The organism is Streptomyces sp. NPDC057543 (assembly GCF_042801895.1).
Lineage (GTDB): Bacteria > Actinomycetota > Actinomycetes > Streptomycetales > Streptomycetaceae > Streptomyces.
Genome location: NZ_JBHVFF010000102.1, coordinates 1 through 25817 on the forward strand (window position 1 = coordinate 1; position 25817 = coordinate 25817).

A 25817-nucleotide genomic window follows, 5' to 3' on the forward strand; every position below is an offset into this window, starting at 1 on the left:
CCTCTCGCCTGCGCGAGTGCCCGGCGTGGGAGAAGTCGCACACCCAGGGCACGGTGCCTCGGCCTCCCGGGTTCTCGCCACCATGCAAATCATTCCGCACTCGAAGAACACACGCCCCACCAGAAACTCGCTGAGGTGCGGAAACAGGTCACCGATCAGCTCATCACACCGCACCACGATCCCGGATGACGCTGTGCCGCCGAGACGGAACCCGTTGATCGCTCTCACGGCACGCCGCCCGCGCGCAGGCTGCGAGCGTAAGTGAACCTCACGCGGTGGCTCCCCCTCCACCCCAGTCCCATTCGGCGATCGCGTCGCACATCAGCCGGGCCGCAGTCGACAGATGGCCGGAGGAGGGCCGGCTGTCGATGTCGACCCAGGCGACGGGGACGCGCAGCGCGAAGCGGCGGGCGAATGCCGGGTTGAGGCCGATACCGAAGCCGACGCCGATCAGCTCCTGGATGGCGCCGGGCTCGTCACCCTCGCGGACGATCCGCGGCACCAGGCCGCGTCCGGCGAAGAGCCGCTCCAGCAGCCGCCGCTGCCAATGCCCCTGATGGGTTGCGATGAAGGGCTCGTCGGCGAGCTCGTCGATGCCCACCGAGGCGCGACCGGCCAGCGGATGGCCGAGCGGCACGGCCAGCACCACCGGCTCGTCGAACAGCCGGACCGTCTCCAGCTCCAGGTCGTCGGCGGGGATCGGCTGCGAGGCGACGCACAGGTCGACCTCCTGGGCGCGCAGCCGGGGCCATCTCCTCGACGCTGATCGACCTGCTTGACCTTGACCACCCGTTGCCGCACTCGCCTGTCCCCGTGCAAGCCCGTCTCCCGCGATTCGCGTAGAGCCGCTCCGGCCGCCCCCCAGCTGCACCGACCCGATCCATCCCCGGTCCGGCAATCCCAACGGCACCTCCCGGTTCGGCGCGCCCGGCGGGGCGGCCTTGGAGGTGGCCCGTTGCCAGGCTCCCCGCGTCGTCGGCATCGCGGCCGCGCTCAAGGTCGGCCGCACCGCCAGGTCCGATACATACATCGGCGCGGCCGTCGAGGCATGTCACATTCCAGACGGCTGCGTCGTCGAACCACTGAAACCACAGGGACCGTCGCCAGGGGGCCTGGCCGCGGTCAGAATTCTTGAACCAGTGAGAATCCGAGATTCCGCACCGAAGGGAAGGGACGGGAGATGCCTACGCAACGCGAAGTGGACGAAACCATGATTCGGCAGCACCTCGACAAGATCGTCGAAGGGATCCGAGCCAAGGATCTTGAGGGCCTGAAGAAGCTCTACGCGACGGACGTCGTGTCCTTCGATGTCGAACCGCCGCTGCAGCATGTAGGGGTAGAGGCGAAATCGAGGAACTGGGCGAAGGCGTTCACGTTCTTCCAGGATGTGAGTTATGAGATTCGCGACCTGGCAGTCACCGTGGGCGGTGACGTGGCATTCGGGCACTGCTTCGGTCGGCTCAGCGGCACGCTGAGGAACGGGACGGAGACGAGCGGAATGTGGGTCCGGGGCACTTTCTGCTTCCGGAAGATCGACGGCAACTGGCTGATCGCACACGACCAGGCTTCTCTGCCGTTCGATGTGGCGAGCGGCAGGGGTGTGATCGACCTCGAGCCCTGACGAGCCGCAGAAGTTCGGTACATTGCCCGGCGGCGCTGCTTGTCGAGCCTCTGACCTGGTTTCGCGGGTGGCCCTGGAGTCGGCCCGCTGAGGGAAGGGCCGCTACGTACCGGTAACGGCCCTTCTCCTGCAGACGCGGTTCAGCCGGTGGTGGCGTCGTCCTGCCCCGAAGTGCGGGCGCCGCGCCGCAACTGGAGCGGTGGCTGTCCGGGCCGCCGACGGTGTCGATCAGTACCTACATCTCCCGTACGACGTCCTCGACGACGACCTGGACTCCTTCGCCGCCCGCATCGTCGGCACCTCCTCGCACGGGACCGCTCCCCGCACCTGGAGGTCGGGGGGCAGGAGTTGCTCGGCGCGGTCCGCGACTTCGGAGAAGGTGATCGCCCCCATGACCATGCCCGCGCTCGCCACGGTGGTCGCGAGTCCGATCGCAGCCGTCGCGGTCACGCCGATGTCGTCCAGGGGGTAAGCCATTTCGAGCGGGACCGTGTGGAAGACGGCGTCGCCCGCCGGGCCCTCGCGCCCACAACGCCCACCGGACGGACGGCCGGGACTCAGGCGACAGCCACGCGGGTGAAGCGTTCCGCCGTGTGGAGTTCGGCCTCGATCTTCCTGACCGTGTCGCGGAGTTGGGGAAGTATCTGGTCCTCGCACTCCTCGATCGTGCGGCTGCTGCTGTGCATCGCGACGTTGATGGAGGCGACCGCCGCGCCCGTGCGGTCGCGGACGGGCACGGCGATCGAGCGGAGGCCCGCTTCCAGCTCCTTGTCCACGAGGGCATAGCCCTGGGTGCGCACCAGGTCCAGGACGGCTTCGAGTTCGGTGCGGTGGGTCAGGGTGCGCGGCGCCAGGGGGCGGAGTTCGGTACGGGCGAGAGCCGCGTCGAGTTGGCCGGGGGGCAGGTCGGCCAGCAGGACGCGGCCCAATGACGTCGCGTAGGCGGGGAACCGGGTGCCCACGGTGATGTTGACGCTCATGATGCGGTGGGAGGCGGAGCGCGCCACGTACTGCACCGAGTCGTCCACGAGGACGGCGAGCGATGCCGATTCCTTGATGCGGCCGGCCAGGGCCGCGAGGTGGGGCTGGGCGATCCGGGACAGTGTCGTGCGCGAGAGCGGCGGATATCCGAGGCCGAGGACGCGCGGGGTCAGCCGGTGTTCCCGGCCGTCGACCGCCACGTACCCGAGGTGTTCGAGCGTGATCAGGGCACGTCGGGCGGAGGCCCGGGAGAGCCCGGTGGCCTGCGCGACGGCGCTGAGCGTCAGGGTCTCGCCGCCGTCACCGAAGGCGGTGAGCACGGTCAGGCCGCGGGCGAGGGACTCGATGAACTCGCGGCCCAGTTCCTGCTTGGACGCGGCCGTCCAGGAGGCGAGTACGCCGGTGGCGGGTACGGGCCGGGCGGGCGGCGCGGTGCGCAGCCGGTCCTCCATGGACTCGGCAGCGGCGCGCAGCCGGGGCAGCAGGGTGTCGACCAGTCCCTCGGCAGTGTGACGGCTGGTGTGGCTGACGATGCTGAGCGCGCAGACGACGTCGCCCCCAGGGGCGCGGACCGGCACCGCGAGTGCGACGAGGCCCGCTTCGATCAGCTGGTCGTCCAGTGCCCGGTCCTCGGCACGCGCTGCTGTCACCCTCGCCGTGAAGTCGTCCTCCGTCGGGGACGGGCGCGGCGGCAGGGAGGGGAAGCGGGCGCCGTCCGGGTCGGCCGCGAGCCGCTCCCGCCAGGCCGCCCATTGCGCGGGGCCCCAGTCGGCGGCGAACAACGCTCCGGGTGCGGTGCGCTCGGCGGGCAGCAGGTCGCCCATGTGGAAGCTCAGGGACATCGCGCGGCGCCGGGTGGCCTGGTGGATGAAGCGGATTCCGTCGCCGTCGGGGACCGCGAGGGAGACCGACTCGTCGAGTTCGTCGGCGAGGGCGTCCGCCCGTTCTCGCAGCAGGGCGGGGAGGCGGATGGAGGCCAGGTAGGCGTTGCCGAGTTCCATCAGGCCCGGGGCGAGGGTGACGTCCCGGCCGTCGAGGCGGACGTATCCCATGCGGGCGAGGGTCGTGGTGACCCGGTCGACGGTGGAGCGGGCCAGTCCGGTGGCGCGTTCCAGATCGCTGGAGCTGAGTGTCCCGTCGGCGTCGGTCAGCCGGCGCAGCACGGTGATGCCGCGCATGAGCGGGGCGACGGCCTCGGCCGGTACCGGCGGCTCGCTCGGGATGGTCCGGGTCGGTGGCATCGGTTCTCCCTCGAGTGTGGCCGCACCGCGGGAAACACGGGGCGATGGCGTGGGGCGGGCGTGACCGTACGCCGGCCGGGTCCGAGAGCCGGGGCGGGCTCCGCTCCGGCCCCGTCCCTGCAGGCCAGGCGCATGGCCGGGCGCGATTACGGGCGGTGTTCGAAATATCTCAGCACCATTGACACGCCTTCGCTGCGGCGGCAGACTCCTGACAAGCGAGTGAAGGAAACTTCACTATGCGAACACTACTGGATGGACGGTCCCATGGACAAGGTGGTCGCGTCAGCAGCACTGGCCGTGGCCGACGTGCCGGACGGCGCGTCGATAGCGGTGGGGGGCTTCGGCCTCAGCGGCGTGCCGAACGTGTTGATCGATGCCCTGCACGCACGAGGCGTCAGCGGGCTCGAAGTCGTCTCCAACAACTGCGGGGCGATGGATACCGGCCTCGCGGTGCTGCTCACCGCGGGCCGGATCAGCCGGGTCACCGGCTCGTACATCGGCGGGAACAAGGAGTTCGCCCGGCAGTACCTCGGGGGCGAGCTGGAGCTCGAACTCATCCCCCAGGGCACGCTGGCCGAGCGGCTGCGGGCCGGCGGGGCGGGCATCCCCGCGTTCTACACCCCCGCCGGCGTCGGCACCCAGGTCGCGGAGGGCGGACTCCCCTGGCGCTACGACGGCGAGGGCCACGTGGCCCTGGCGTCGCCGGCCAAGGAGGTGCGCACGTTCGACGGCACCGAGTATGTGCTGGAACGCGGCATCCGCACCGACTTCGCGCTCGTACGGGCCGCGAAGGGCGACCGGCACGGCAATCTGGTCTTCAACAAGTCCGCGCGGAACTTCAACCCGCTCGCGGCCATGGCGGGCCGGGTCACCGTCGCGGAGGTCGAGGAGCTGGTCGAGCCGGGCGAGATCGACCCGGACCACGTCCACGTCCCCGGCATCTTCGTGCAGCGGGTGGTCGGGCTCACCCGGGAGCAGGCCGAGGACAAGAAGATCGAACAGCGCACGGTGACCGAGCGGGAGGCACGGGGCTGATGGCCTGGAACCGGAACGAGATGGCCGCCAGGGCCGCGGCCGAGCTGCGCGACGGCGAGTACGTCAACCTCGGCATCGGACTGCCGACGCTGATCCCCAACCACCTGCGCGAGGGCGTCCACGTCGTCCTGGAGTCCGAGAACGGCATCCTGGGCACCGGGCCGTTCCCGTACGACGAGGACGTCGACCCCGATCTGATCAACGCGGGCAAGGAGACCGTTACCGTCCGGCCCGGCGCCTCGTTCTTCGACTCGGCGCTCTCCTTCGGCATGATCCGCGGCGGCCACATCGACACCGCCGTGCTCGGCGCCATGGAGGTCTCGGCCCGCGGTGACCTCGCCAACTGGGCGGTGCCGGGGAAGATGGTGACCGGCATCGGCGGGGCCATGGACCTGGTGCACGGCGCGCGCCGCGTCATCGTCACCATGACGCACACCGCCAAGGACGGCAGCCCGAAGATCGTCGAGGAGTGCACGCTGCCACTGACCGGCAGGGCGTGCGTCCACCGCGTGATCACCGATCTGGCGGTGCTCGACGTGACCGGGGACGGGCTCGTACTGGTGGAGACCGCCCCCGGGGTGAGCGTCGACGAGGTGCTGGCCGCGACCGCCGCCCCCGTGCGAACCGACGTGCCGGCCGGAACCGCTTTTGTGCGTACCAGCGAGAGGACCGGCTCATGAGTTTCCGACCGCGCGACGTCTACGTCGTCGACGCCGTCCGCACACCGATCGGCCGGTACAACGGGGCGCTGGCTCAGGTGCGCCCCGACGACCTGGCCGCCCACGCCATCCGCGCGCTGCTGGCCCGCACCCCGGAGCTCGATCCGGCGCGCATCGGCGACGTGGTGCTCGGCAACGCCAACGGCGCCGGTGAGGAGAACCGCAACGTCGGCCGGATGGCGGCGCTCCTGGCGGGACTTCCGGTCACCGTCCCGGGCGTCACCGTCAACCGGCTGTGCGCCTCCGGCCTGGAGGCCGTGGTGAAGGCGGCCCGCGCCATCGCCCTCGGCGACCACTCGCTGGTCGTGGCGGGCGGTGTCGAGTCGATGACCCGCGCCCCGTACGTGCTGCCGAAGAGCGACCGCGCCTTCCCGGCCGGGCACACCGAGATGTTCTCGACCACGCTCGGCTGGCGCATGGTCAACCCGAAGATGGACCCGCAGTGGACGATCCCGCTCGGCGAGAGCGCCGAACTGATCGCGAAGAAGCACTCCCTCAGCCGTGAGCAGCAGGACGAGTTCGCTCTCGCCTCCCACCGCAAGGCGTCCGCGGCGCGGGCCACCGGGCTGTTCGACGAGGAGATCGTGCCGCTCACGATCCCGCGCCGCAAGGGCGATCCGCTGGTCGTGGACCGCGACGAGTGCATCAGGGACGACGCCTCGCTGGAGGCCATGGCCAAGCTGCGTCCGTCGTTCCGTGCGGAGGACGGCACCGTCACGGCGGGCAATTCCTCGCCGCTCAACGACGGGGCGGCCGCGCTTCTGCTGGCCGACGAGGAGGGCCTGCGGGCCACCGGCCGCGAGCCGCTGGCCCGGATCTCGGCCACGGCGGTGTCCGCCAACGAACCGCACTACTTCGGCCTCGCGCCCGTCGAGGCCGTGAACCGGGCACTGGACCGGGCGGGCAGGACCTTCGCCGACCTCACGACGCTCGAACTCAACGAGGCGTTCGCCGCCCAGGTGCTGGGCTGCGTCGCCGAGTGGCCCGACCTCGACCCCGCGATCCTCAACCCGCGCGGCGGCGCGATCGCGATCGGCCACCCGCTCGGCGCCTCGGGCGCCCGGCTGGCGGGCGCGGTCGCCCATCAGCTCAAGGCAGCAGGGTCCGGCGTCGGCGTGGCCACGCTGTGTATCGGCGTGGGCCAGGGCTCAGCCCTCGTACTGGAAAGGTAGAACCCGCATGACCACCCCGCTCACCCAGGGCGACATCAGCGCCGAGATCCGCGAAGCGCGCGAGCGGTACGCCGGGCACCTCGCCGAGGGCGGTCCCGTCCGCCCGCACCCGGACCGTGCCTACGCCCCGTACCGCAGCAGTGTGCTGCGCCACCCGAAGCTGCCGCTGCTGCCCGCCGGCGACCCGGAGGCCGTCGAACTCACCGGTCCGGCCTTCGGCGTCACCGACATCACCGATCTGGACCACGACCTGACGCGTCAGCACCCGGGCGAGCCGCTCGGCGAGCGGATCACCGTCACCGGCCGGGTCCTGGACCGCTCCGGCCGGCCGGTGCGCGGCCAACTGGTCGAGATCTGGCAGGCCAACGCTTCGGGCCGGTACGCCCATCAGCGCGACCAGCACCCCGCGCCCCTCGACCCCAACTTCACCGGTGTGGGGCGATGCCTGACGGATGATCAGGGGGCGTACTCCTTCGTCACCGTCAGGCCGGGCGCCTATCCCTGGCGCAACCACACCAACGCCTGGCGTCCCGCGCACATCCACTTCTCGCTGTTCGGCTCCGCGTTCGCGCAACGCCTGGTCACGCAGATGTACTTTCCCGGCGATCCGCTGTTCCCCTACGACCCGATCCTCCAGTCGGTCACCGACGACAGCGCCCGCAACCGTCTGGTCGCCACGTACGACCACGATCTGTCCGTCCCCGAGTGGTCGCTCGGCTACCGCTGGGACATCGTCCTCGACGGACCGTCCGCCACCTGGATCGAGGAGGGCCGCTGATGTCCCGTCCGACGCTTCCCGTACCCCGCGCCGATCTGGCCGCCACCCCGTCCCAGACGGTGGGCCCCTTCTACGGCTACGCGCTGCCGTTCGCGAAGGGCGGCGACATCGCGCCGACCGGCCACCCGGACACGATCACCCTGCACGGTCACGTCCTCGACGGGGCCGGCCGGCCGGTGCCCGATGCGATCGTCGAGGTGTGGCAGCCCGCCCCGGACGGCTCGCGCACCGGGGCGCCCGGATCGCTGCGCCGCGACCCGGTGACGGGTGCGGTCATCGGCCGCGACGGACTGGTGTTCACCGGCTTCGGCCGGGTGAGCACGGACGCCGACGGCCACTTCACCGTGCGGACCCTGCCGCCGGGAGGGGTGCCGTACCTGTCGCTGGCTGTCTTCGCCCGCGGGCTGCTGCATCATCTGTACACCCGGGCCTACCTGCACGACGCGGACGGCCGCACGGCCGACGCCCTGCTCGCGCAGCTGCCGCCCGAGCGCCGGGCCACCCTGGTCACCGTGCCGGACGGGACGGGCGTGCACCGCTTCGACATCCGTCTCCAGGGCGACGGGCAGCACGAGGAGACGGTCTTCCTTGACTTCGGCTGACTCCGCTGCTGCGGCCGGTTCCGCCACCGCGGCTGATTGCGCCGCGGACGTCGGTCTGCTCACCCCGGTCGGGGCGGGTTGCGCCGTGGCGGGGCTGACGGGCGACAGGGCCTACGTCCGGGCCATGCTGGACGCCGAGGTGGCCCTCACCCGCGCCCAGGCGTCGATCGGTCTCGCCCCGGAACCGGCTGCGGGGGTCGTCGCGGCGGCGGCCTCGGCACCCGGCCGGTTCGACCCCCGCGACCTGGCGCTGCGGGCCCGCTCCGGCGGCAACCCGGTCATTCCGCTGGTCGCCGATCTCACGGCGGCCGTACGGGAGCTGGACGCGGCGGCCGCGGCCCATGTGCACCGGGGCGCGACCAGTCAGGACATCCTCGACACCGCCACGATGCTGGTGGCGTCGAGGGCGCTGGCGACGGTGCTCGCGGATCTCGCCCGGGTCGCCGCGGCCCTCGGCCGGCTGGCCACTACCCACCGGGACACTCCGATGGCGGGCCGGACACTGACCCAGCACGCGGTTCCGACGACCTTCGGTCTCAAGGCGGCGGGCTGGCGCGCGCTGGTCCTCGACGCCTACGACCGGCTCACCGCCGTCCGGTCCGCGCTCCCGGCCCAACTTGGCGGCGCCGCAGGCACCTTGGCCGCATTCTCCGCGTTCGCCGAGGCTCCGGACGGTGCCGTCCCGGAGCGGTCCCGGAGCGGCGACGGACGGGACCTCGGGGTGCGACTGCTCGCGGCCTACACCGCCGAGACCGGGCTGGCGGAGCCCGTACTGCCGTGGCACGTGCTGCGCACGCCGGTCGCCGAACTCGGCGGGGCCCTGGCCCTCGCAGCGGGAGCCCTCGGCAAGCTCGCCGCCGATGTGCTGGTGCTGTCGCGAACCGAGATCGGCGAGGTGTCCGAGAGCACCGGCGGCGGCTCCTCCGCCATGCCGCACAAGGCCAACCCGGCCCGTGCGACGCTGATCGCGGGCGCGGCACGCCGGGTGCCCGCGCTGGCCGGGGTGCTCTACGGGTCGCTCGTCGCCGAGGACGAACGCCCGCCCGGTGCCTGGCACGCCGAGTGGCAGACGCTGCGCGACGCGCTGCGCACGGTCGGCGCGATGGCGGAGACCGCGGTGTCGCTCGCGGAGGGGCTCCGGGTCCATCCGGATCGCATGCGCGGCAATCTCGACGCCACCCACGGACTGATCGTCACCGAACGTCTGGTCGCCGTCCTCGCGCCGCTGGCCGGACGGGCCGAGGCCCGTGCGGCAGTGACCCGCGCGGGCGAGCGGGCCGTCCTCGAACGGACCGGGCTGCTCGAAGCGCTGCGCGGTGAGCCGGACCTCGCGGGGCTGGTCCCCGACGAACGGCTGCGCGCCCTCACCGATCCCACCGACTACCCGGGTTCGGCCGGCGCGCTCGTCGACCGCGCGCTGGACCGCAGCGGTCACGGGCGGCCGGCGCCGTGAGACCGGACACGCGCTCCCGCACCCCCGACCGGCACCAGCCCGTACAAGGAGCCTCATGACATCCCTCACCGCCGCGGGCCTGCACCACCAGGTGGACGGCCCGCTTTCCGCACCGCCCCTCCTCCTCGGACCCTCGCTCGGCACCTCGCTCGCCGTATGGGACCCGCAGGTCGCCGGGCTGACCCGCAGCCACCGGGTGGTCCGCTGGGACCTGCCCGGACACGGCGGCACCCCGGCAGATCTGCTGCCGCCGGGCGGCGGCGTCCCCGAGCTGGGGCGCGAGGTCCTCAAGGTCGCCGACGCGCTCGGGATCGACCGGTTCGCGTACGCGGGCATCTCGCTCGGCGGCGCCGTCGGGACCTGGCTCGCCGTCCACCACCCGGAACGCGTCACTTCGCTGGCGATCCTCTGTTCCTCGGCGCGTTTCGGCGAGCCGCAGGACTGGCAGGACCGGGCCCGCACCGTCCGGACGTCCGGCATCGGGCAGATCGCCGACGGCTCGGCGGGCCGCTGGTTCACCCCCGCGTTCGCCGGTGACCCCGCCGCCCGGGCCCTCGTCGACACCATGCGCGCGACCGACCCCGAGGCGTACGCCGCGCTGTGCGAAGCGCTCGCCGCATACGACCTCCGGGCCGACCTGGACCGGGTCACGGCGCCCACCCTGGTGGTCGCCGGGCGCAACGATCCGGCGACCCCGGTCGCGCACGCCCGGGAGCTCGCGGACGGCATTCCCGGCGCCGGTCTGGTCGAGATCCCCGGCGCCGCCCACCTCGCCAACGTCGAGCGGCCCGACGCCGTACTGTCCGCGCTGCTCGGGCACTTCGCCACGGCGGCCGAGGCCGGGTCGGACGACGGCACCCGCCACGCCGCCGGGCTCTCCGTGCGCCGGACCGTGCTCGGCGACGCCCATGTGGACCGCGCGATCGCCCGGACCACCCCGTTCACCGCCGTCTTCCAGGACTTCATCACCCGCTACGCGTGGGGCGAGGTCTGGACCCGGCCCGGTCTCGACCACCGGACCCGTCGCTGTCTCACTCTCACCGCGCTGATCGCGCTGGGACATCACGGCGAACTGGAAATGCATCTGCGCGCCGCGCTCGGCAGCGGCGACCTGACACCCGACGAGGTTCAGGAGGTGCTGTTGCAGTCCGCCGTGTACTGCGGGGTGCCGGCCGCCAACTCCGCTTTCGCGCTCGCAGACCGGATCATCGCCGAGAGCGCCGCCCCGAAGGAGAAGTAACCATGCACACCACTGTCGGAATCATCGGGGGCGGCCCGGCAGGGCTGCTGCTGTCCCGGCTCCTGCACCGGGCGGGCGTCGACTGCGTCGTCCTGGAGAGCCGAGACCGCGCGTACGTCGAACAGCGCCAGCGCGCCGGCATCCTGGAGCAGTCGACCGTCGACGCGCTGCGCGAGGCCGAAGCCGCCGAACGGCTGGACGCCGAGGGGCTGGTCCACGACGGTGTGGAGCTGCGCTGGGAGGGCCGGGCGCACCGCATCGACTTCCCGTCGCTCACCGGTGGCCGCCGGGTGTGGGTGTACGCGCAGACCGAGGTCGTCAAGGACCTCATCGCCCTGCAGACGGCCACCGGTGCCGCGCTGCACTTCGGTGCGCAGGTCCGGCTCGTCGAGGGCGCCGACACCGAACGCCCTAGGGTCCACTACACCCACGAGGGCCGGGAGAAGACGCTGACGTGCGACTACGTCGTCGGCTGCGACGGCTTCCACGGGGTGACCCGGGCCGCAGTCCCCGAGGGTGTGCGGCGCACGTACGAACGGGTCTATCCCTATTCCTGGTTCGGCATCCTGGCCGATGTCGCCCCGTCCTGCGACGAGTTGATCTACGCGCACTCGCCGCGCGGTTTCGCCCTGCACAGCATGCGCTCGCCCGAGGTGAGCCGGCTGTACCTCCAGGTCCCCAACGGCACGGACCCGGCCGACTGGTCCGACGAGCGGATCTGGGACGAGCTGGACGCCCGGTTCGCCCTGGACGGGTGGAAGCTGGAGCGTGGGCCGATCACCTCCAAGAGCGTTCTGCCGATGCGGAGTTCGGTCACCGAACCGATGCGGTACGGCCGGGTGTTCCTCGCCGGGGACGCCGCGCACATCGTGCCTCCCACCGGGGCCAAGGGGCTGAACCTGGCCGCGGCCGACGTCGTCGTCCTGGCCCGGGCGCTGATCCGGCGCCACGCGACGGGCTCGACGGACCTGCTGGACGCCTACTCCGACACGTGCCTGCGCCGGGTGTGGCGCGCCGAGCATTTCTCGTACTTCATGACGACGACGCTGCACACCGATCCGGACCAGAGCGCGTTCGACACCCGTCTGCAGATCTCCCAGCTGGACCGCATCGCGGCATCGCCGCACGCGGCGGCGGAACTCGCAATGAACTACGCGGGGTTGCCGCTGCCGTAGGCGGTCCCCCGCCCGCCGGTCGGGCCGGCGTCTCGATCAGCTGGGCGGGTCCGCGGTGACGGCGTCGACCGCGGCGAGCCAGGCATCGGCGATCAGCCGGTGGCCGAGGGGGCTCGGATGGACCCCGTCCGGGGCGAGTTCGGCTGCCTCCCGCTCCTCGGCGGCACGGCGCAGGGCGAGGTCCGCACGTACCACGTGGGCTCCGTTGCCCTGCGCGGCGCGCAGGACGGCGTCGGTACGAGGCGACAGGTCCTCGTACCAGCCTTCCTGGTCCGAAGTGACCGGGAGCAGGAATGGCGTGATGACGAACAGTCGGGCGGACAGCGTCCGTGCGGTTTCCGCGAGGAGGCGGTCCAGGCATGCCTCGAACTCGTCGACCGGGCTGATGAGTCCCCGGTCGTAGCGTCGCCAGGTGTCGTTGATGCCGATCTTGACCGTGACCACGGTGGGCCGGTGATCGATGACGTCGGTGGTCCAGCGGGATTCGAGGTCGTACACACGATTGCCGCTGAGACCCTTGTTGATGACCGCGGGGCCGGCTCCGGTGCTCGTCCGGGCGCGCAGGGTCCGTGCGATCTCCTGGACGTATCCTCTGCCGAGCGACGCGGAGTCCGTGCGGTCGCGGCCGGCGTCGGTGATGGAGTCGCCGATGAACAGGAGTGTGTCTGTTTCCTTGAGGTGCATGTCTGCCGTCCTGGCGTCGGGTCGGTGGGTCGGGGGCCGCTCGTCGAGCGGGCCACATGCGCTACTCGGGGGTCGCCGGGCGTTGTGCCGCCGCGCGCCGCAGTGTCGCGGCCTCGCGTGGCAGCACGGCGGGGTCGTCGCCGGGTACGAACTACAGGAGCGCGTCGAGCCGGGCGCCCCGCTCGAGCGGCGGCTGCCAGCAGGTACGGAGATTGCCCAAGCCCCCCTCGTCCGGTTTCAGCCCTCGGTCCGGCCGTCCGGTGTGTCCAGGTACAGCTCGATGACGGGCACGGGGGTGTCGGGGCGCTGGACGGGGATCTGGAGCGTGAGCGTTCCGGCGGGCTGGCCACCCATCTCGGTGTTGAGCGCGGGCCGGTCCGGGTCGATGTGGACCTGGGTGATCTCGGACGCGTCGTTGAGCAACTGCGCGTAACGCACCCGGCCGGCGAGTCCCGGCAGGTGCAGATGGTGCAACGGCCAGGCGAACAGGTGGACGTAGAGGCGGTCGCCGCGCTGCGTGTACCGGCACTCGGTCGGAGCGGTGTACGGCGACGGGCCGCAGCCCCGGACCGACCGCTCGTGCAGGTCCATCCACCGGCCGATTTCCCCGAGGACGGCGACGGCGCGCGGATCGAGGTCGCCGCGTCCGGTGGGGCCGACGTTGAGGAGGAGGTTGCCACCCTTGGACACCCCGTCGACGAGCATGCGGATCAGCAGGTCGGCGCTCTTGTGGTCGAGGTTGTCGCGGTCGTAGCCCCAGCTTCCGTTGAGCGTCTGGCACGCCTCCCACAACACGGGCCGCCCGTCCTCGGTCATGGGGCCGGAGGGCTGGTACTGCTCGGGGGTGACGAAGTCGCCGGGGAGACCGGTGCGGTCGTTGACGAGGACGTGCGGCTGGAGTTCGCGGATCGTCGCCAGGAGTTCCGGTGAGTCCCAGTCGTCCGGGCCCTTGCCGCCCCACCAACCGAGGTCCGCGTAGGAGAAATCGAAGAACAGGTAGTCGACGCGTCCGAAGGACGTCAGCAGTTCACGGACCTGACCGTGCAGATAGCGCTGGTAGTCGCGGATGTCACGGTCGGCGGTCGCGACCTTGAACTCCTCGTCGTCGCGCTGCGGGTGGATGCCGTCCACGGGAAAGGACGGGTGGTGCCAGTCGATGAGGGAGTAGTAGAGGCCGACCTTGAGACCTTCGGCGCGGCACGCCTCGACGAACGGGCCGACGAGGTCGCGGCCGTGCGGGGTGTTGGTGACCTTGTACTCGGTGAGGGCGCTGTCCCACAGGCAGAAGCCGTCGTGGTGCTTGGCGGTGAGAACGACGTACCGCATGCCCGCCGCTCTGGCCGCTCTTGCCCACTGGGCCGGATCGTAGCGGTCGGGGTCGAAGTGGTCGAAGTAGACCTGGTACTGCTCGTCGGTCAGTTTCTCGCGGTTCTTGACCCACTCGTGCCGTGCGGCGAGGGAGTACAGGCCCCAGTGGACGAACATGCCGAACCGGTCGGTGGTGAACCAGGTCGTGTCCGGGGCCATCGTGGGAGCCGCGGTCGTGGCAGGAACGGACGGGGAGGCCGCGAGGGTGTCGGGGCTCGGGGTCATGGGTCATCGCTCCTTGTGGTCGGCGTCCGCTCCCGCAGGCCCGGATGTACAGCTGGTGAGGACCAGTGTCGAAGCGAGAATATCCGCACCGATCCACCGCGGTCCCTACACGACGACTCCCGTTCTCGCCGCACTCACCCCGGCCTGGAAAACGCTCGCAGCGGACGCTAACGGGGATCTGAATCTGCGGTCAATAGTCCGATGAATATAAAATCTCGCGACGGCTCACGGGAGTCCCGTCGCACTCACCTCCGCACCCGGCCCCGACGGTCCGACGCCGCGCGAAGGAGACTCCCGCGTCGGCATATTGCCTGCGGGGCACCAGTTCGGCTGCTCAATGGGCCGACCGGCCGACTTGTTGTCAGCCCACACGTACGCGGCGGCCATCGGGGCAACAAGCACGAAGCAGCTCAGCCTCAGTCAAAAACATGCCCAATCATCCGATGTATCGGTCGGACTGATAGGGAAAGTGCACCGCATCACCCGGGACGCGCGGCGCGCTCATCGGCCCCGCCCGGCCGCGTCCCACCCCGCGGAAGCCGGAGGAACCCGGGCCGGGGGGACGGCAGGGTGGCGGGCGCGAGGAGACCGACCCCGGGACGGCCGCGCACGACGCGGCCCGTCCCCGGATCGGCTCTTCCCGGGTCGTCCCCGAGCGAGTGGCAGGTGACCATAGCCGGTGACAGGACCGAGGAACGGGTATGGCGGGCGACATGAAGCATGGCGAGGGGCAGGACTCCGGGAGTCCCGGCCTACTGGACCGCAGGCGCTTCCTCGCAGCGGCAGCGGGCGGGGCGCTGGCCGGCGGCGCGGCGGTGACCGGCTGCCGCTCCTCCGCGACCGGGTCCGCCCCGCCCGGTACCGGCCGCCCCACCGGCCAGGGGGAGAGCGCCCGGCCGGGAGACGCCGACTGGCGGATCCGTTCGGAGGGACCACCCGAGGCCATCGAGGGATACACCGACAAGGTGAGCGTGTTGCCGGGTGAGGAGTTCGGCCTGTACGTCTCCACCACCGCGCGGGCATTCCGGGTCTCGGCCTACCGCGTCGGCTGGTACGACGGGGCGCAGGCGCGACTGGTCTGGCGTTCGCGCCGTGTTGCCGGGTTGCTCCAGGCCCGCCCCCGGCTGATCCAGGCCACCCGTACCGTACGGGCGGACTGGCGACGCACACTCCACGTCCGCACCGGGGGGTGGCCGGAGGGGGCGTATCTGCTGCGGCTGGACGCGGAGAACGGCCACCAGCGTTACGTTCCACTGATCGTCCGCTCGGCGAGCGCGGCGGGCAGGATCGTGCTGATGCACGCCGCGGCGACGTGGCAGGCGTACAACGCATGGGGCGGCTACAGCCTTTACCAGGGCGAGAACGGCGCATACAGCACGCGGTCGCTCGCCGTCAGCTTCGACCGCCCTTATGACCGCGACGGCGCCGAGAAGTTCATGGTCTACGAACGGGCGGCGGTGGTCCTGGCGGAGAGGCTGGGCGTCCCGCTCGCCTACACCACGGGCACGGACGTCCATCGCGACCCCGGCATTCTCCACAACGCCGCCGGAGTTCTCTCCCTGGGACACGACGAGTACTGGACACCGCAGCAACGGACCCACGTCACCCGGGCGCGCGACGCGGGCACCAACGTGGCCTTCCTCGGCGCCAACGCCTGCTACCGCAGGATCAGGCTGGAACCGGACACCACCGGCGCCGACCGCACCGTCGTCTGTTACAAGACGGATTACCGGAACGACCCGTACCTCGCCGAGCACCCGGACATGCCGACCCACGACTTCCGCCAACCGCCCGGCGCCTCCCCCGAGTCCTCTCTGACCGGTGTCCTCTACGAGGGCTATCCCGTGGACGCCCCGTACGTCGTCGACCGGAGCGACCACTGGCTCTTCGAAGGGACGGGCGTGAAGCGAGGCGACTCCTTCGACCACCTGGTCGGGGTGGAGTACGACCGGGTCACTCCGAGCATGCCCACCCCGGCGCCGCTCGAAATCATCGCCCACTCCCCTCTCGTCTGCGCGGGCAAACCCAGTTATGCCGACTCCGCCTACTACACCGTGCCGAGCGGGGCGGGCGTCTTCGCCTCCGGGACGATGCGGTGGGTCGAGGCCCTGATGGCGGGCACCGACGAGAACGGACGCAACCACGGCATGGACGCCCGTACGGGGGCCTTCGTCACCCGCGCCACGGAGAATCTGCTCCACGCGTTCGCGGCGGGCCCGTGCGGCCGGAGCAAGCCGAAGCCCACGGACAATGCGAGAGAGGTGTACGCGTCCGCACCACTCTGACGCCATGGATGTGGCACCTGTCGGTGAATGCCGTCTGCCGCCGGCGCGGCCGGACCGGACCTCCCGGGGACGTCGAACCGCTGTTGACACGGGCCGAGGGCCGCTGCGATCTTGTGATCGCCGCGCGGTTCGGGCCGGGTGGCCCTCATTTCCGAACCCGGGCCTGGAGCAGACGTGGGCGACGACACACCGGCGTACGCAATCCGGGAAGAGCTTCCCGGCCCGCTCCCGGGCCCTCTGGTCGGGGTCGGCTGGCTGGCGGCGCGGTTCGGCGCGCCGGGGCTGGTGGTCCTCGATGCCTCCGTGGGCACACACCGCGGCTCCGGGCAGCGGATTCCGGGAGCGCGGCCCTTCGACATCGACGGGGCGCTCTCCGACCACACGGGGCCGCTGCCCCACACGATGCCCGACGCCGACCGGTTCACCGACGAGCTGCGCGCCCTCGGCGTCCATGACTCCGACACCGTCGTCGTCTACGACCGAGTGGGCGTCTACTCCAGCGCGCGTGCCTGGTGGATGCTGCGCGCAGTGGGTTTCGACCGGGCAGCGGTGCTCGACGGTGGCCTGCCCGCCTGGGCCGAGGCCGGGCGGCCGCTGGAGAACAACCTGCCCGCGCCCGCCGTGGCACGTGGCGACTTCACCGCTCGGCCGCGCCCCGGGCTGTTCGTCGGCAGCGACGAGGTGGCAGCGGCCCTGGCCGACCCGGCAGCGGCCGTCTTCGACGCCCGCTCCGCGGAGCGGTTCTCCGGCGCCGAAGCCGAGCCGCGTCCGGGGCTGCGTGCCGGCCACATGCCGGGGGCGGTCAATCTGCCCTTCGGGGAAGTCCAGCGCGACGGCCGGATGCTCCCGGCGGACGAGCTGCGCGCCGCGTTCGGCGCCCTCGCGGGCGTACGGGAGCGCCTGTTCTTCAGCTGCGGATCGGGCGTCACCGCCTGCGTTCTGACGCTGGGGGCCGAGCTGGCGGGGTACCGCGAACTGGCCGTGTACGACGGGTCCTGGAGCGAATGGGGGCTGCCCTCGGAGCTGCCCGTCGTCACCGGGGCGGAGAGCTGTGGACCGCTGCGCTGACGCCGCCGGCCGGGGGCCCTGCGAGCTCCGGCACCACCCGCGGTGTCCGCCCCGCTCCCCCCACCCATCTCGCCGCGGTCAGCCGCCTCGCCAAATGTTGTCGAAGGCCGCGTCGTCGATGGCTCGCCGTTGCCGTTGGAACTCCAGGTCCCTCAACGCGTCTTCGACGGCAGCGAGCACCGTCGCCACCGCGTCGTCGGCCACGGCCGGGGAGTCACCGGTCGGCTTGTCGCGGATTCCGACGGCGGCGGCAAGGGCGGCGAGCACGGGTTCACCGGACGTCCAGCGGTCGGCCGCCTCGCGACGAGCGGGCGAGTCGACCAACACCATCCGACTGGACCAGGAAGGCGTCCAGTGCGTGTGCCGTTGCCGAGTGAGTTGCCCTTCCGCCTCCAGGGCATCCAGGTAGGCCGTGGCCAGACCGCGACCCCTGCGCCAGAGCCAGTCGTCGAGCGACTCGTACGGCCCTTCCCGGACGAGCGACGACGCGGCCTCGTCCAGCAGGCGATCCGTCATGACCGGCGGGTGGCTCGGCACGATCTGATCACCGTCCAGCCTGATGGCCTCCGCGCCCAGAAGGTCGATCAGTTCACCGCCCGCGAGCGCCAGCGACAGATCGCCTCGCTCCACCGGGCGGCTGGTCGACATGTCCATGGCGGCGATCAGGAGGTCCCTCGGTGTGGTCATGAATGGCTCCACGGGTCATGGGCGTCAGCGGCGATGCATCACTGAGCGGTTGGCCCGGCGCCCGGCGTGACACCGAATGGCAAGGCCGGCTGTCCGTGTCGGTGGCCGCCGCGATGGCCGCACGGATCGGCTGTACGCAGCCGACGGGAGTGAAGCTCGGCCGACCGACCCTTCACACCAGCATAGGGAGCACGGACGGCAGCTGCATCCCGCGCCGGTCGGACCTTCCTGCCCTTGGGCGCGCTCGCCCATTCGGTCCTGCCAGGAGTATCGCCGGGCCCTGGCGTGCGCACACTGAACGCGTCCCGTACGCCGCGTCGGTGTTGCTGCGGGGCCGCGACTGCCGACCGCCCCTGGGGTGCCGACGCCGCCGGGCACGGTGCCCAGGGCCTCGTACGACGCGAGCAGGACCACGCCCGTTCCCCTAGCCTCGGACAGCTCGCCTCCGGCGCAGACGCGAGCACGTCCGGCGACGGAACCTGTACAAGGATCGGTACGCGGCCGCGCCACCGTGCGTGGACATCGATCGGGGCAGCCCGGCCGCGCACGAGGCGGTCGGCCGGTGCTGCGACCTGTCCGTCGACCGCGCCTCGGTGAAGGCGGGCCTCCTGCCGTGGGCCCTGCTCCCGGACCGGTTCGCCCGCTGGTGAGCTGACCGACGCCTCGGCCCTGGCCCGATGACGAACGACGCGTACCCGCGCGCCACACACCCTGAACCATCCCGATGAAGCAGGCGATTGTGCCGGCGTTCCGCAGACCTTGGACACCCGGCAGCTCCGACGCACACCGGCCTGGTGTACCGCCCCTTGGAGCCGGCACAGACGTCGGCAGACGGTCCGCCGCGTAAATGGGAAACAGCTCTGCTCATCGCCCACGAGACCCTCCTCGTGGTGCGACTCCAGCACCGCCAACCACGAATTCTGCCTGGTGGCATGTTGACATTCATCGCGCGTCGGCCGGTCCAGCAAGGGCCCGAAGGCGGCGGTTCCTCTTCGGGCCCTTGCGTCGAGGGCTGCGTGACGCGGTCAGGCACGGTAGTAGTCGGCCAGCTCGGTGAACGCGGCCTTCGGTTCCCAGGGCATGTCGGGATAGGTGTCGCCCTGGCGGTCTTCGAGGACCTTGACGATGCCGGGGCTGGCCAGGTCGAGATCGTCGCGGGGATCGCCGTCAGGCCGGTGGGGGAAGTTGCCCAGCGCGAAGAGGAACGCGAAGGTGCTGTCGACGCCGCCGGCGTCGAAGATCTCCAACAGCTCGCGCAAATAGGCGGCTTGGCCGGCCTCGTCGCGAACGTACTCACCGTTGAGTCGGATGGGCGCGCCGGAGTTCTTGTCGTACTCGACGATCTCCATGCAGCGACCGCCCAGGTCGCCCGCGCCGCGATAGGCAGTGGTGCCGAACTCGGTGATCGCAACCGGCTTCCCCTGCGCGACGAGAGTGCGCACGCCGTCGGCGAACTGGTCGGCGACCTCGGCCGACCGGTACAGGTCCACGGACACGATGTCGAACATGGTCCAGTCGATGCGTTCGAGCGGAATGGCGGCGTAGGTGATCCTGCCGCCGAAGTGCTCTCGCACGAGGGGCACGGCCTTACCGAGGAAGTCATTGACCCGTGCGCTGAGTTCGCCGACCCGCCGGGGCAGGCGATCCTGCTCGTTCAGCACCAGCTCAAGCCGGTCCTCCTGTGTGTCGCCGGGCAGGAACCCCTTGTTCATCAGGCTCAGCTCGGCCCCGGCGACGAACACGATGTCGACGCCCCGCTGCCGCAGCCTCTCCGCCCGCTCGGCACAGTCGGCGAACAGCGCGAGCATCTGATCGGTGGTCAGCTCAAGCGGGTAGGGCGAGAACCAGACCTCCAGGCCGAGGTCGGCGGCGTACGTCGCGGCCAGCTCCAGCCGCTCCGGATCACCGCCGATGACGCGGACGGCGGTGCAGTGCAGGTCGTCACGGATGATGCCCAGCTCGCGCCGGACCACGTTCGGGTCGAAGCGTTCACGGGAGATCTCCTCGCCGCTGACGAAGCCGGTGTCGTAACTGATGCCCTTGGCCCGCATGAGTCTGGTCCTTTCCTGCCGGATACGAGATTTCGAGACTAGAAGCAATACTTGCGTGCACGCAAGTTTGCGTACGCGCATGCAGGGTGGGACGCTGGGGCGGTGACGACACGACGAACCGGATTGCGCGAGCGGAAGAAGCAGGCCACCCGAGTGGCGTTGCGCGAGGCGGCGCTTCGGTTGGCCCTGGAGCGCGGGCCGGACAACGTCCGCGTCGACGACATCGCGGAGGCCGCCGGGGTCTCGCCCCGCACTTACAACAACTACTTCTCCAGTCGTGAACAGGCGATCGTCGCCGCCGTCACCGCCGAACGGGAATCCCGGGTGGCGGCAGCGGTGACCGCCCGGCCCGTCGGTGTCCGCCTCGCCGATGCCGTCATCGACGCGATCGTGGAGCAGTACACCGACCCGGCCGAACACGATCGTGACGTGCTGCTTCTGATCACCACCAGTCCGACACTGCGCGACACGTTCGTCGACACCGCCACCGCGATGGAACATCCCCTCACCGACGCGATCGCCGACCGCCTCGGCGACACCGGCCCATACACCTCCCGCGTGCTCGCGGCGAGCGTGGCCGCCGCAGTCCATGTCGCGCTCGAACGATGGGTGCAGCCGGCCGCCGCGTCCCCCGGGGCCGGGGCGCTCGTCGTCCCGGCCGGCTCACTACCCGACCTGCTCCGCAGCGCGCTCGCACCACTCACACCCGCCCTCGACGCGGCCGAAGAACGACCGCAAGGCAGTGACCGTCGGTGACTCCGCACTGTCCGTCGCCGGCCGACAAGTCGCCGTCCTCACGCGCGGTGTCCTCGCGCCGCCAATTAAGGCTGATGACCATGCCGTACAGGCCGGCGAGGAAAATCCGGCCCGATACGAGAAAGGGCAGCACGGTCATGCTGCCTCCGGAGAGTACGGCCCGCCGTCGGGCGGGGGCGCGATCTCGACGGCCTGGTCGAGGAACCGGGCGAGAAGCACGATCACGCCGGAGCCGACCTCCAGCCCGACTGCGGCGTTGAGCAGCGGTACCAAGCCGCCGGAGGACAACTGATTGAACGTGCCCAGCGGCAACACGTTTTGCAGGCGTGCGGCGCCGGCGATCAGACCGGCGAAGCCGAGCGCGGTGAATGCCCCGGCGCTGACCGCGTCCAGCGCCTCGATCAGCGCAAGGGGCCGGACCCGGCGTTGCACCTTGTAGTCGGCGGCGAGGTAGGCGAGATGGAGGCCGGGGTCGCCGTCAAGGCGACCAGGACCAGGGCCACGACGATCAGGCATTCCGCAGCTCCGGTGCTGATGTTCACGTCGGGGGTCCCTTCTCCACGAGCCCTTCTTCCTGGGCGGCGCTACGGCCGATGGCCATGGACGTGACGGGTCCGGCAGCCGCCGAGAGCACGGCGATGAACAGGAGCTTGACTGCGGTGCGGCCCGCCCCCGTTTCGAGCGCCAGTGCCAGGGCGATCAGCGGAAGGCCCAGGGAGGTTGCCGGAGCGAGTGCGTGCAGCCGCGCGTACGGGCCCGGCAGCACCACGAGGGCCAGCGCGGACAACAGCAGCACGGCCACCCCACAGCCGAGCAGGACCTGGGCGCACAGATGCCACATGCCCATCAGCCCTCCCGGCTCCCGGAGTCCTCGCCGTCGGGAACCGGCAGCTGTCCCTCGCCGACCACGAACCGGGCGAACACGAGGGTGCCCGCCGGGGCCAGCACCGCCAGGACGAAAGCCAAGTCGTTGTAGCTGGTGCGCCGGAAGCCCTGCGCGGTCAGAAGGAACACCGCGCAGGCGATCGTTCCGGCCAGGCTGATCGCGACGAGCCGCTGGGAAGCGGTCCCCCGCCAGGAGGCCCACACACAGGGCGACAGGCCGCCGGACAGCACCACGCACACGGCCAGTAGCCAGACGTTCACGAAACCCTCGTTCCGTCGAGGGCCTGTTCCAGGCCGGAGGCGGTGTCAGTCAGCACATGGACCGTCAGCAGGTGTCCCTCGCCTGGGCCGCCGGGGGCGGTGACGTCGAGAACGCAGGATCCCGGGGTGGCCGACAGCAGGGCTGCAGCCCATCCAGGATCCACATCAGGTCGTAGTCGCACGGTGACGACCCGGCCACTACGCCGCTGCCCGCGCAGCACGGCTGCGGTCGCCACAGCGAGTTGCCCCGTCTCCCGCAACAGGGCCAGGGGAAGCGCCGCGAGCGCCGAGGCCAGCCGGACGGAGCCTCCCCGGTGCGGCTTTTCGGCACGGCGGACGGCTTCGGCTCCGGCCGCCCCTAACAGGGCCGCGCCCACGCCCACTTCGAGTTCCAGCGCTGTTACCGGCGAGATCAGGACGATGTAGAGCAGAAACAGCAGCACCCACCAGATCAGCAGGGTGCGGGTGGTCGTGCCGCGTGCCATATGCAGCCTCCTGTTGCGCTCGCCGGTCCCCCGGTATACCCGCGTTGCCCTGCCGCCCGGACGTTCCGGTCGGGACACGCCACGGCGCGGCACTCCAATGCACGGCGCCTGTTGGTGATGGCGACCGGGCCGACGCGGGCCTGGATGCCCAGCGCCGCCGCGCCGCGCAGGAACACCTCACCGTTGCCTCCGACGGGATGTGGGGGATGCGGATAGCCGTGCGGGTCACCCCAGGGCCAGTACTGTCCGGCGACCGGCAGCTCACATTCCAGGCGTTCGTAGAACGGTTTGAGGTCGGCGTACGTCAGCGGCCGGTCGGCTCCGACCCCGTCGTCGGTGAAGGTGGAGAAGTCGGAGGGGTGGAAGCGCGGAACGTAGCCCGCGAAGTGGACCATGGAACCGCCCACGCCACGGCCCGAGTTGTTCGATCCCATGGGAACCGGGTCGTCGCCGGAGATCACGCGGGGCTCGGTCCAGTACAGGTGGTGCGAGCCGGCTTCGTCACTCACCCAGTCCGAATCCGGGTCCCAGAACGGGCCGGCCTCCAGCACCACCACGCTCCAGCCCGCCCGGGCCATGCGCTGCGCGAGGGTGGAACCGCCGGCGCCGCAGCCGACGACGAGGTCGACCTCGTCGCTGTCCGCGTACCGTCTCATGCTCCGGACGAGGCCGTGGTCGAACCGGCGGCCGTCATTGGGCAGGAGCCAGGCAGAGGCGTTGCGGTCACGGACGGCGTGCTCGGAGCGTGCCACGCCCCGCAGGGTGTCGCGGGCCGCGGGCCGCGGGCAGTCGGGAGTGGCGGACGTGGTCGGGGGTGCCCTGTGATGTGTGGACGGTCATGCGCCGTCGCCCGGCGAGTTGACGGCGTTCCGGTGGGCGACTGGATCACGGGGGGCGTGGTCGGCGGTCTCCCATGGTTCGCGCCGGTCGATACCGAGTCGCAGGTAGCCACGGGGGTACGCCGGCCCGCCGAAGCCGATCTCGTTCCACGCCCAGGGGTGCGCGTAGAAGGCGGTGCAGGCGTAGCGGGTCCACAGGCTCCAGACGTGTCCGGCAGGCATGCCGTACCACGCCTCGGGCCCGAGGTTCTGGACTGCCTGAACGAGCCGGGCCTGATCCTCCCGGGTGAGGGCGGCGAACGCGCGGCCCGCGTAATAGTGATGACGGACGTGATGACCCGGCCCGTCGGGCGACTGGAAACTCCGGTAGGTGCCGCGGCAGTTCACATGTTGACATCGCGCTGCCAGCCTGGACAGTTCATACGGGATGTCCCATCACGCTTCGCCGGCGAGGAGCTGTGCGTCATGCACTCACCGCCCGAGACTCAACGAAGGAAACATCATGACCACACCCTCCAACACCACCGAAGGGCTTTGGCTCCCCGCTGAGCGGGCGCGCCGCGGCGGGTTCTACCTCGGTTTGATCCTCGCGGCGATGCTCTGCCTGGTGCTCTTCGAAGGACTCATTATCTTTGTGGTCGGCGTGCTGATCATGGGTGAAGACATGGGGTTCATGGGCGAGGCGGGTGTCGCCGGTTATGTGGGACTACCGGTGTTGGGAGGAGTGGTGACCCTGCTGCCGCTGATCGCCCTGGTGTCGCGATATCCGGCCCTGCGCATCGATCCGGCGGGCATCAGCAAGGCTCAGCGTGGGGGCACGGAGACCGTGCGGTGGGCTGATATCGACCAGGTTCGGTTCAACAGCAGGCAGAGCCTGCTGCTGTTGGTGCTGAAGGAAGGGGCTCTCCCGGAGAAGCCGATCGCCGTTGGCGGCCCGAGGGTGGTTGTTCTCTACTCGCTCGGAAACTCCCTCTGGCGCCGGCGGAGGCCGAATCACCCTGCCTTGATCGTTGACGCAGTCGAGCGTTTCGCCCCGGGAAAGTACACCGACCTGCCCTGGAACCTGGGTGCGGGCGGCGCGAAGGGCGCGGGTGCCTCGGCGTAGGGAGGGGCGCCTCGGCGTCGAGAGAGGGGGTCAGCCCGTGACCGGGCCGACCCCCTCCTCCGTTGTGCGGTGCCCCGCTCAGTCCAGGTCCGTCGGCAGCCAGCCCGTCTGGATCAGGGGAAGGCGCGCTGCGGCGGGAGACGAACAGGCCGCGGCCCGGCGGCAGCGGGCGGGCCTTCACGTCGACAGGACGACGCCCTGGGCGCCCAGCTCCTTGAAGCGCTGGATGAAGGGCTCGTACAAGAAGCGGCCCGCTCCCGCGCTGCTGCGGGCGATGATGACGTTCACCCCGGCGTCGCGGGCGTACGGCAGATTGTCGACCAGCATCGCCATGGGGTTGTTGGAGGACGTGGCGACCAGGTCGTAGTCGTCGACGACGATGAACGCCCGGGGCCCCCGCCACCAACTGCGCGTGCGCAGCTGCTGCGAGGTCACATACGGTCCCGCTTGCCGTGGATCATCCACGAAGTTGCCCTGGATTCCCTGCCACCGGCTGCGGAATTCTTCCGGTTCGCTGCCAAGGAGCGGTTCGTCCCCCGCTCTACCAGTAATGCCTTCGACCAGCGACTGCGTGCCCCAGCGCTCCCAGGACCCACAGGACAGCCCCGACTACCACGAGAACGATCCCGATCGTCCACAGTATGGAGATACTGGTCACGAACCCGACGACAAGCAAAATAATCCCGAGAACGATCACGATGCGCTCCGATCTCGCGTATGTTTTCCCTTTTTCACTGTGATCCCTGCGCACGGCAAGAGCAACTTGTCGGGACACGGTCGCTTATACCTCCTCGGGGTACAGTGCGCCCACCGGCTCCCAGCATTTCTCGCACGGCAGTGGATCCTGAGCCAGCAGGACTTTCGGCACGTGATTGCGAGGCTGCACCCAGCGTTGCACGGAGCCGTGCTCGGTAGACCGGGATGCGGTCAGCCAAGGCCGTATATCATGTAGTGGCGCCTTGTGAATGTGGCGCGGGCAGCATGTCGTCTCCGAATTCCGGACAGAGAACATGGCCGAAGGCGAAGAGGACGAGACAGAGCGTGTCCGGCGTCCGCCCAGCGAGAAGCCCGCCAAGAAGACCACCAGGAAAACCAGCACGG

The 25817-nt window shown here is 70.9% G+C and carries 29 protein-coding genes; 14 read left to right on the top strand and 15 right to left on the bottom strand.

Annotated features, from left to right (window positions below):
* Window positions 1-268 precede the first annotated feature (268 nt).
* Window positions 269-1030, bottom strand: a complete 762-nt coding sequence (locus ACFU8Q_RS18720) for a LysR substrate-binding domain-containing protein (protein ID WP_384454842.1) — start codon at window positions 1028-1030, stop codon at window positions 269-271.
* Window positions 1031-1198: 168 nt separating this feature from the next.
* Between ACFU8Q_RS18720 and ACFU8Q_RS18725 the strand changes: the two genes are divergently transcribed.
* Entirely contained in the window at window positions 1199-1621 is a 423-nt protein-coding gene (locus ACFU8Q_RS18725; RefSeq protein WP_384454845.1) for a YybH family protein, read from the top strand.
* A 228-nt stretch (window positions 1622-1849) separates the two neighbouring features.
* Here ACFU8Q_RS18725 and ACFU8Q_RS18730 read toward each other — a convergent pair whose 3' ends face one another.
* Both ACFU8Q_RS18730 and ACFU8Q_RS18735 read right to left on the bottom strand, forming a co-directional pair.
* Complete coding sequence (locus tag ACFU8Q_RS18730) at window positions 1850-2098, bottom strand: hypothetical protein (RefSeq protein ID WP_384454848.1); 249 nt, start codon at window positions 2096-2098, stop codon at window positions 1850-1852.
* Between the two features lie 80 nt (window positions 2099-2178).
* Window positions 2179-3843, bottom strand: coding sequence for an IclR family transcriptional regulator C-terminal domain-containing protein (locus ACFU8Q_RS18735; protein ID WP_384454851.1), 1665 nt, complete (start codon window positions 3841-3843; stop codon window positions 2179-2181).
* A 264-nt stretch (window positions 3844-4107) separates the two neighbouring features.
* On the opposite strand from ACFU8Q_RS18735, the gene ACFU8Q_RS18740 reads away from it, so the two are divergent.
* The 8 genes from ACFU8Q_RS18740 to ACFU8Q_RS18775 are packed head-to-tail and all read left to right on the top strand — an operon-like array spanning window position 4108 to window position 12017.
* On the top strand, window positions 4108-4878 hold the full coding sequence (locus ACFU8Q_RS18740; protein ID WP_384454854.1) for a CoA transferase subunit A: 771 nt from the start codon (window positions 4108-4110) through the stop codon (window positions 4876-4878).
* Complete coding sequence (locus ACFU8Q_RS18745) at window positions 4878-5558, top strand: CoA transferase subunit B (protein WP_384454857.1); 681 nt, start codon at window positions 4878-4880, stop codon at window positions 5556-5558. The genes ACFU8Q_RS18740 and ACFU8Q_RS18745 overlap by 1 nt, the downstream gene beginning before the upstream one ends.
* Entirely contained in the window at window positions 5555-6769 is a 1215-nt protein-coding gene (locus ACFU8Q_RS18750; RefSeq protein WP_384454860.1) for a thiolase family protein, read from the top strand. The genes ACFU8Q_RS18745 and ACFU8Q_RS18750 overlap by 4 nt, the downstream gene beginning before the upstream one ends.
* A gap of 7 nt (window positions 6770-6776) precedes the next feature.
* Window positions 6777-7547, top strand: coding sequence for a protocatechuate 3,4-dioxygenase subunit beta (gene pcaH / locus ACFU8Q_RS18755; RefSeq protein ID WP_384454863.1), 771 nt, complete (start codon window positions 6777-6779; stop codon window positions 7545-7547).
* A complete protein-coding gene (gene pcaG / locus ACFU8Q_RS18760) occupies window positions 7547-8149 on the top strand; it encodes a protocatechuate 3,4-dioxygenase subunit alpha (RefSeq protein ID WP_384454866.1) in 603 nt (200 codons plus the stop codon). Before pcaH ends, pcaG begins: the two co-directional genes overlap by 1 nt.
* Window positions 8136-9602: a 3-carboxy-cis,cis-muconate cycloisomerase gene (gene pcaB / locus ACFU8Q_RS18765; protein ID WP_384454869.1), complete on the top strand. Its 1467-nt coding sequence runs from the start codon at window positions 8136-8138 to the stop codon at window positions 9600-9602. The genes pcaG and pcaB overlap by 14 nt, the downstream gene beginning before the upstream one ends.
* A gap of 55 nt (window positions 9603-9657) precedes the next feature.
* Window positions 9658-10842, top strand: coding sequence for a 3-oxoadipate enol-lactonase (pcaD, locus tag ACFU8Q_RS18770; protein ID WP_384454872.1), 1185 nt, complete (start codon window positions 9658-9660; stop codon window positions 10840-10842).
* Between the two features lie 2 nt (window positions 10843-10844).
* A complete protein-coding gene (locus ACFU8Q_RS18775; protein ID WP_384454876.1) occupies window positions 10845-12017 on the top strand; it encodes a 4-hydroxybenzoate 3-monooxygenase in 1173 nt (390 codons plus the stop codon).
* A gap of 36 nt (window positions 12018-12053) precedes the next feature.
* On the opposite strand, the gene ACFU8Q_RS18780 is transcribed toward ACFU8Q_RS18775, so the two are convergent.
* Both ACFU8Q_RS18780 and ACFU8Q_RS18785 read right to left on the bottom strand, forming a co-directional pair.
* On the bottom strand, window positions 12054-12701 hold the full coding sequence (locus ACFU8Q_RS18780) for an SGNH/GDSL hydrolase family protein (RefSeq protein WP_384454879.1): 648 nt from the start codon (window positions 12699-12701) through the stop codon (window positions 12054-12056).
* Between the two features lie 237 nt (window positions 12702-12938).
* Window positions 12939-14294 (bottom strand): alpha-L-fucosidase, encoded by a 1356-nt coding sequence (locus ACFU8Q_RS18785; RefSeq protein ID WP_384454882.1) that lies wholly within the window; start codon window positions 14292-14294, stop codon window positions 12939-12941.
* Between the two features lie 701 nt (window positions 14295-14995).
* Here ACFU8Q_RS18785 and ACFU8Q_RS18790 point away from each other — a divergent pair.
* Together ACFU8Q_RS18790 and ACFU8Q_RS18795 are read left to right on the top strand one after the other, a co-directional pair.
* The gene (locus ACFU8Q_RS18790) at window positions 14996-16579 is read left to right on the top strand and encodes a N,N-dimethylformamidase beta subunit family domain-containing protein (RefSeq protein ID WP_384454885.1); all 1584 of its coding nucleotides are present in this window, start codon (window positions 14996-14998) and stop codon (window positions 16577-16579) included.
* 174 nt (window positions 16580-16753) lie between these two features.
* Window positions 16754-17647 carry a sulfurtransferase gene (locus ACFU8Q_RS18795; RefSeq protein ID WP_384454887.1) on the top strand — a complete coding sequence of 298 codons (894 nt, stop codon included), beginning with the start codon at window positions 16754-16756 and terminating at the stop codon, window positions 17645-17647.
* Between the two features lie 78 nt (window positions 17648-17725).
* Here ACFU8Q_RS18795 and ACFU8Q_RS18800 read toward each other — a convergent pair whose 3' ends face one another.
* A complete protein-coding gene (locus tag ACFU8Q_RS18800) occupies window positions 17726-18334 on the bottom strand; it encodes a GPP34 family phosphoprotein (RefSeq protein WP_384454889.1) in 609 nt (202 codons plus the stop codon).
* Window positions 18335-18849: 515 nt separating this feature from the next.
* Between ACFU8Q_RS18800 and ACFU8Q_RS18805 the strand changes: the two genes are divergently transcribed.
* The gene (locus ACFU8Q_RS18805; RefSeq protein ID WP_384454892.1) at window positions 18850-18984 is read left to right on the top strand and encodes a hypothetical protein; all 135 of its coding nucleotides are present in this window, start codon (window positions 18850-18852) and stop codon (window positions 18982-18984) included.
* Window positions 18985-19359: 375 nt separating this feature from the next.
* Here the strand turns inward: ACFU8Q_RS18805 and ACFU8Q_RS18810 are convergent, their stop codons facing one another.
* A complete protein-coding gene (locus ACFU8Q_RS18810; protein WP_384454895.1) occupies window positions 19360-20385 on the bottom strand; it encodes a hypothetical protein in 1026 nt (341 codons plus the stop codon).
* 102 nt (window positions 20386-20487) lie between these two features.
* Here ACFU8Q_RS18810 and ACFU8Q_RS18815 point away from each other — a divergent pair, with 102 nt between their 5' ends.
* Window positions 20488-21141: a TetR/AcrR family transcriptional regulator gene (locus ACFU8Q_RS18815; RefSeq protein ID WP_384454898.1), complete on the top strand. Its 654-nt coding sequence runs from the start codon at window positions 20488-20490 to the stop codon at window positions 21139-21141.
* 135 nt (window positions 21142-21276) lie between these two features.
* Here ACFU8Q_RS18815 and ACFU8Q_RS18820 read toward each other — a convergent pair whose 3' ends face one another.
* The 6 genes from ACFU8Q_RS18820 to ACFU8Q_RS18845 all read right to left on the bottom strand — a co-directional run bounded on the left by ACFU8Q_RS18820 (window position 21277) and on the right by ACFU8Q_RS18845 (window position 23998).
* Window positions 21277-21657, bottom strand: a complete 381-nt coding sequence (locus ACFU8Q_RS18820) for an MnhB domain-containing protein (RefSeq protein ID WP_384454901.1) — start codon at window positions 21655-21657, stop codon at window positions 21277-21279.
* A 22-nt stretch (window positions 21658-21679) separates the two neighbouring features.
* Complete coding sequence (locus ACFU8Q_RS18825; RefSeq protein WP_384454904.1) at window positions 21680-21988, bottom strand: monovalent cation/H(+) antiporter subunit G; 309 nt, start codon at window positions 21986-21988, stop codon at window positions 21680-21682.
* Window positions 21988-22287 carry an MrpF/PhaF family protein gene (locus ACFU8Q_RS18830; RefSeq protein WP_384454907.1) on the bottom strand — a complete coding sequence of 100 codons (300 nt, stop codon included), beginning with the start codon at window positions 22285-22287 and terminating at the stop codon, window positions 21988-21990. Before ACFU8Q_RS18830 ends, ACFU8Q_RS18825 begins: the two co-directional genes overlap by 1 nt.
* Window positions 22284-22772: a Na+/H+ antiporter subunit E gene (locus tag ACFU8Q_RS18835; protein ID WP_384454910.1), complete on the bottom strand. Its 489-nt coding sequence runs from the start codon at window positions 22770-22772 to the stop codon at window positions 22284-22286. The genes ACFU8Q_RS18830 and ACFU8Q_RS18835 overlap by 4 nt, the downstream gene beginning before the upstream one ends.
* Window positions 22739-23524 (bottom strand): hypothetical protein, encoded by a 786-nt coding sequence (locus ACFU8Q_RS18840; protein ID WP_384454912.1) that lies wholly within the window; start codon window positions 23522-23524, stop codon window positions 22739-22741. Before ACFU8Q_RS18840 ends, ACFU8Q_RS18835 begins: the two co-directional genes overlap by 34 nt.
* Before the next feature lie 84 nt (window positions 23525-23608).
* The gene (locus tag ACFU8Q_RS18845; protein ID WP_384454914.1) at window positions 23609-23998 is read right to left on the bottom strand and encodes a gluconate 2-dehydrogenase subunit 3 family protein; all 390 of its coding nucleotides are present in this window, start codon (window positions 23996-23998) and stop codon (window positions 23609-23611) included.
* 115 nt (window positions 23999-24113) lie between these two features.
* Here ACFU8Q_RS18845 and ACFU8Q_RS18850 point away from each other — a divergent pair, with 115 nt between their 5' ends.
* Window positions 24114-24716: a PH domain-containing protein gene (locus ACFU8Q_RS18850; protein ID WP_384454917.1), complete on the top strand. Its 603-nt coding sequence runs from the start codon at window positions 24114-24116 to the stop codon at window positions 24714-24716.
* 177 nt (window positions 24717-24893) lie between these two features.
* Here ACFU8Q_RS18850 and ACFU8Q_RS18855 read toward each other — a convergent pair whose 3' ends face one another.
* Together ACFU8Q_RS18855 and ACFU8Q_RS18860 are read right to left on the bottom strand one after the other, a co-directional pair.
* The gene (locus tag ACFU8Q_RS18855) at window positions 24894-25151 is read right to left on the bottom strand and encodes a hypothetical protein (RefSeq protein WP_384454920.1); all 258 of its coding nucleotides are present in this window, start codon (window positions 25149-25151) and stop codon (window positions 24894-24896) included.
* Window positions 25152-25257: 106 nt separating this feature from the next.
* Window positions 25258-25413 (bottom strand): DUF6131 family protein, encoded by a 156-nt coding sequence (locus ACFU8Q_RS18860; RefSeq protein WP_384454922.1) that lies wholly within the window; start codon window positions 25411-25413, stop codon window positions 25258-25260.
* Window positions 25414-25817: the final 404 nt, after the last annotated feature.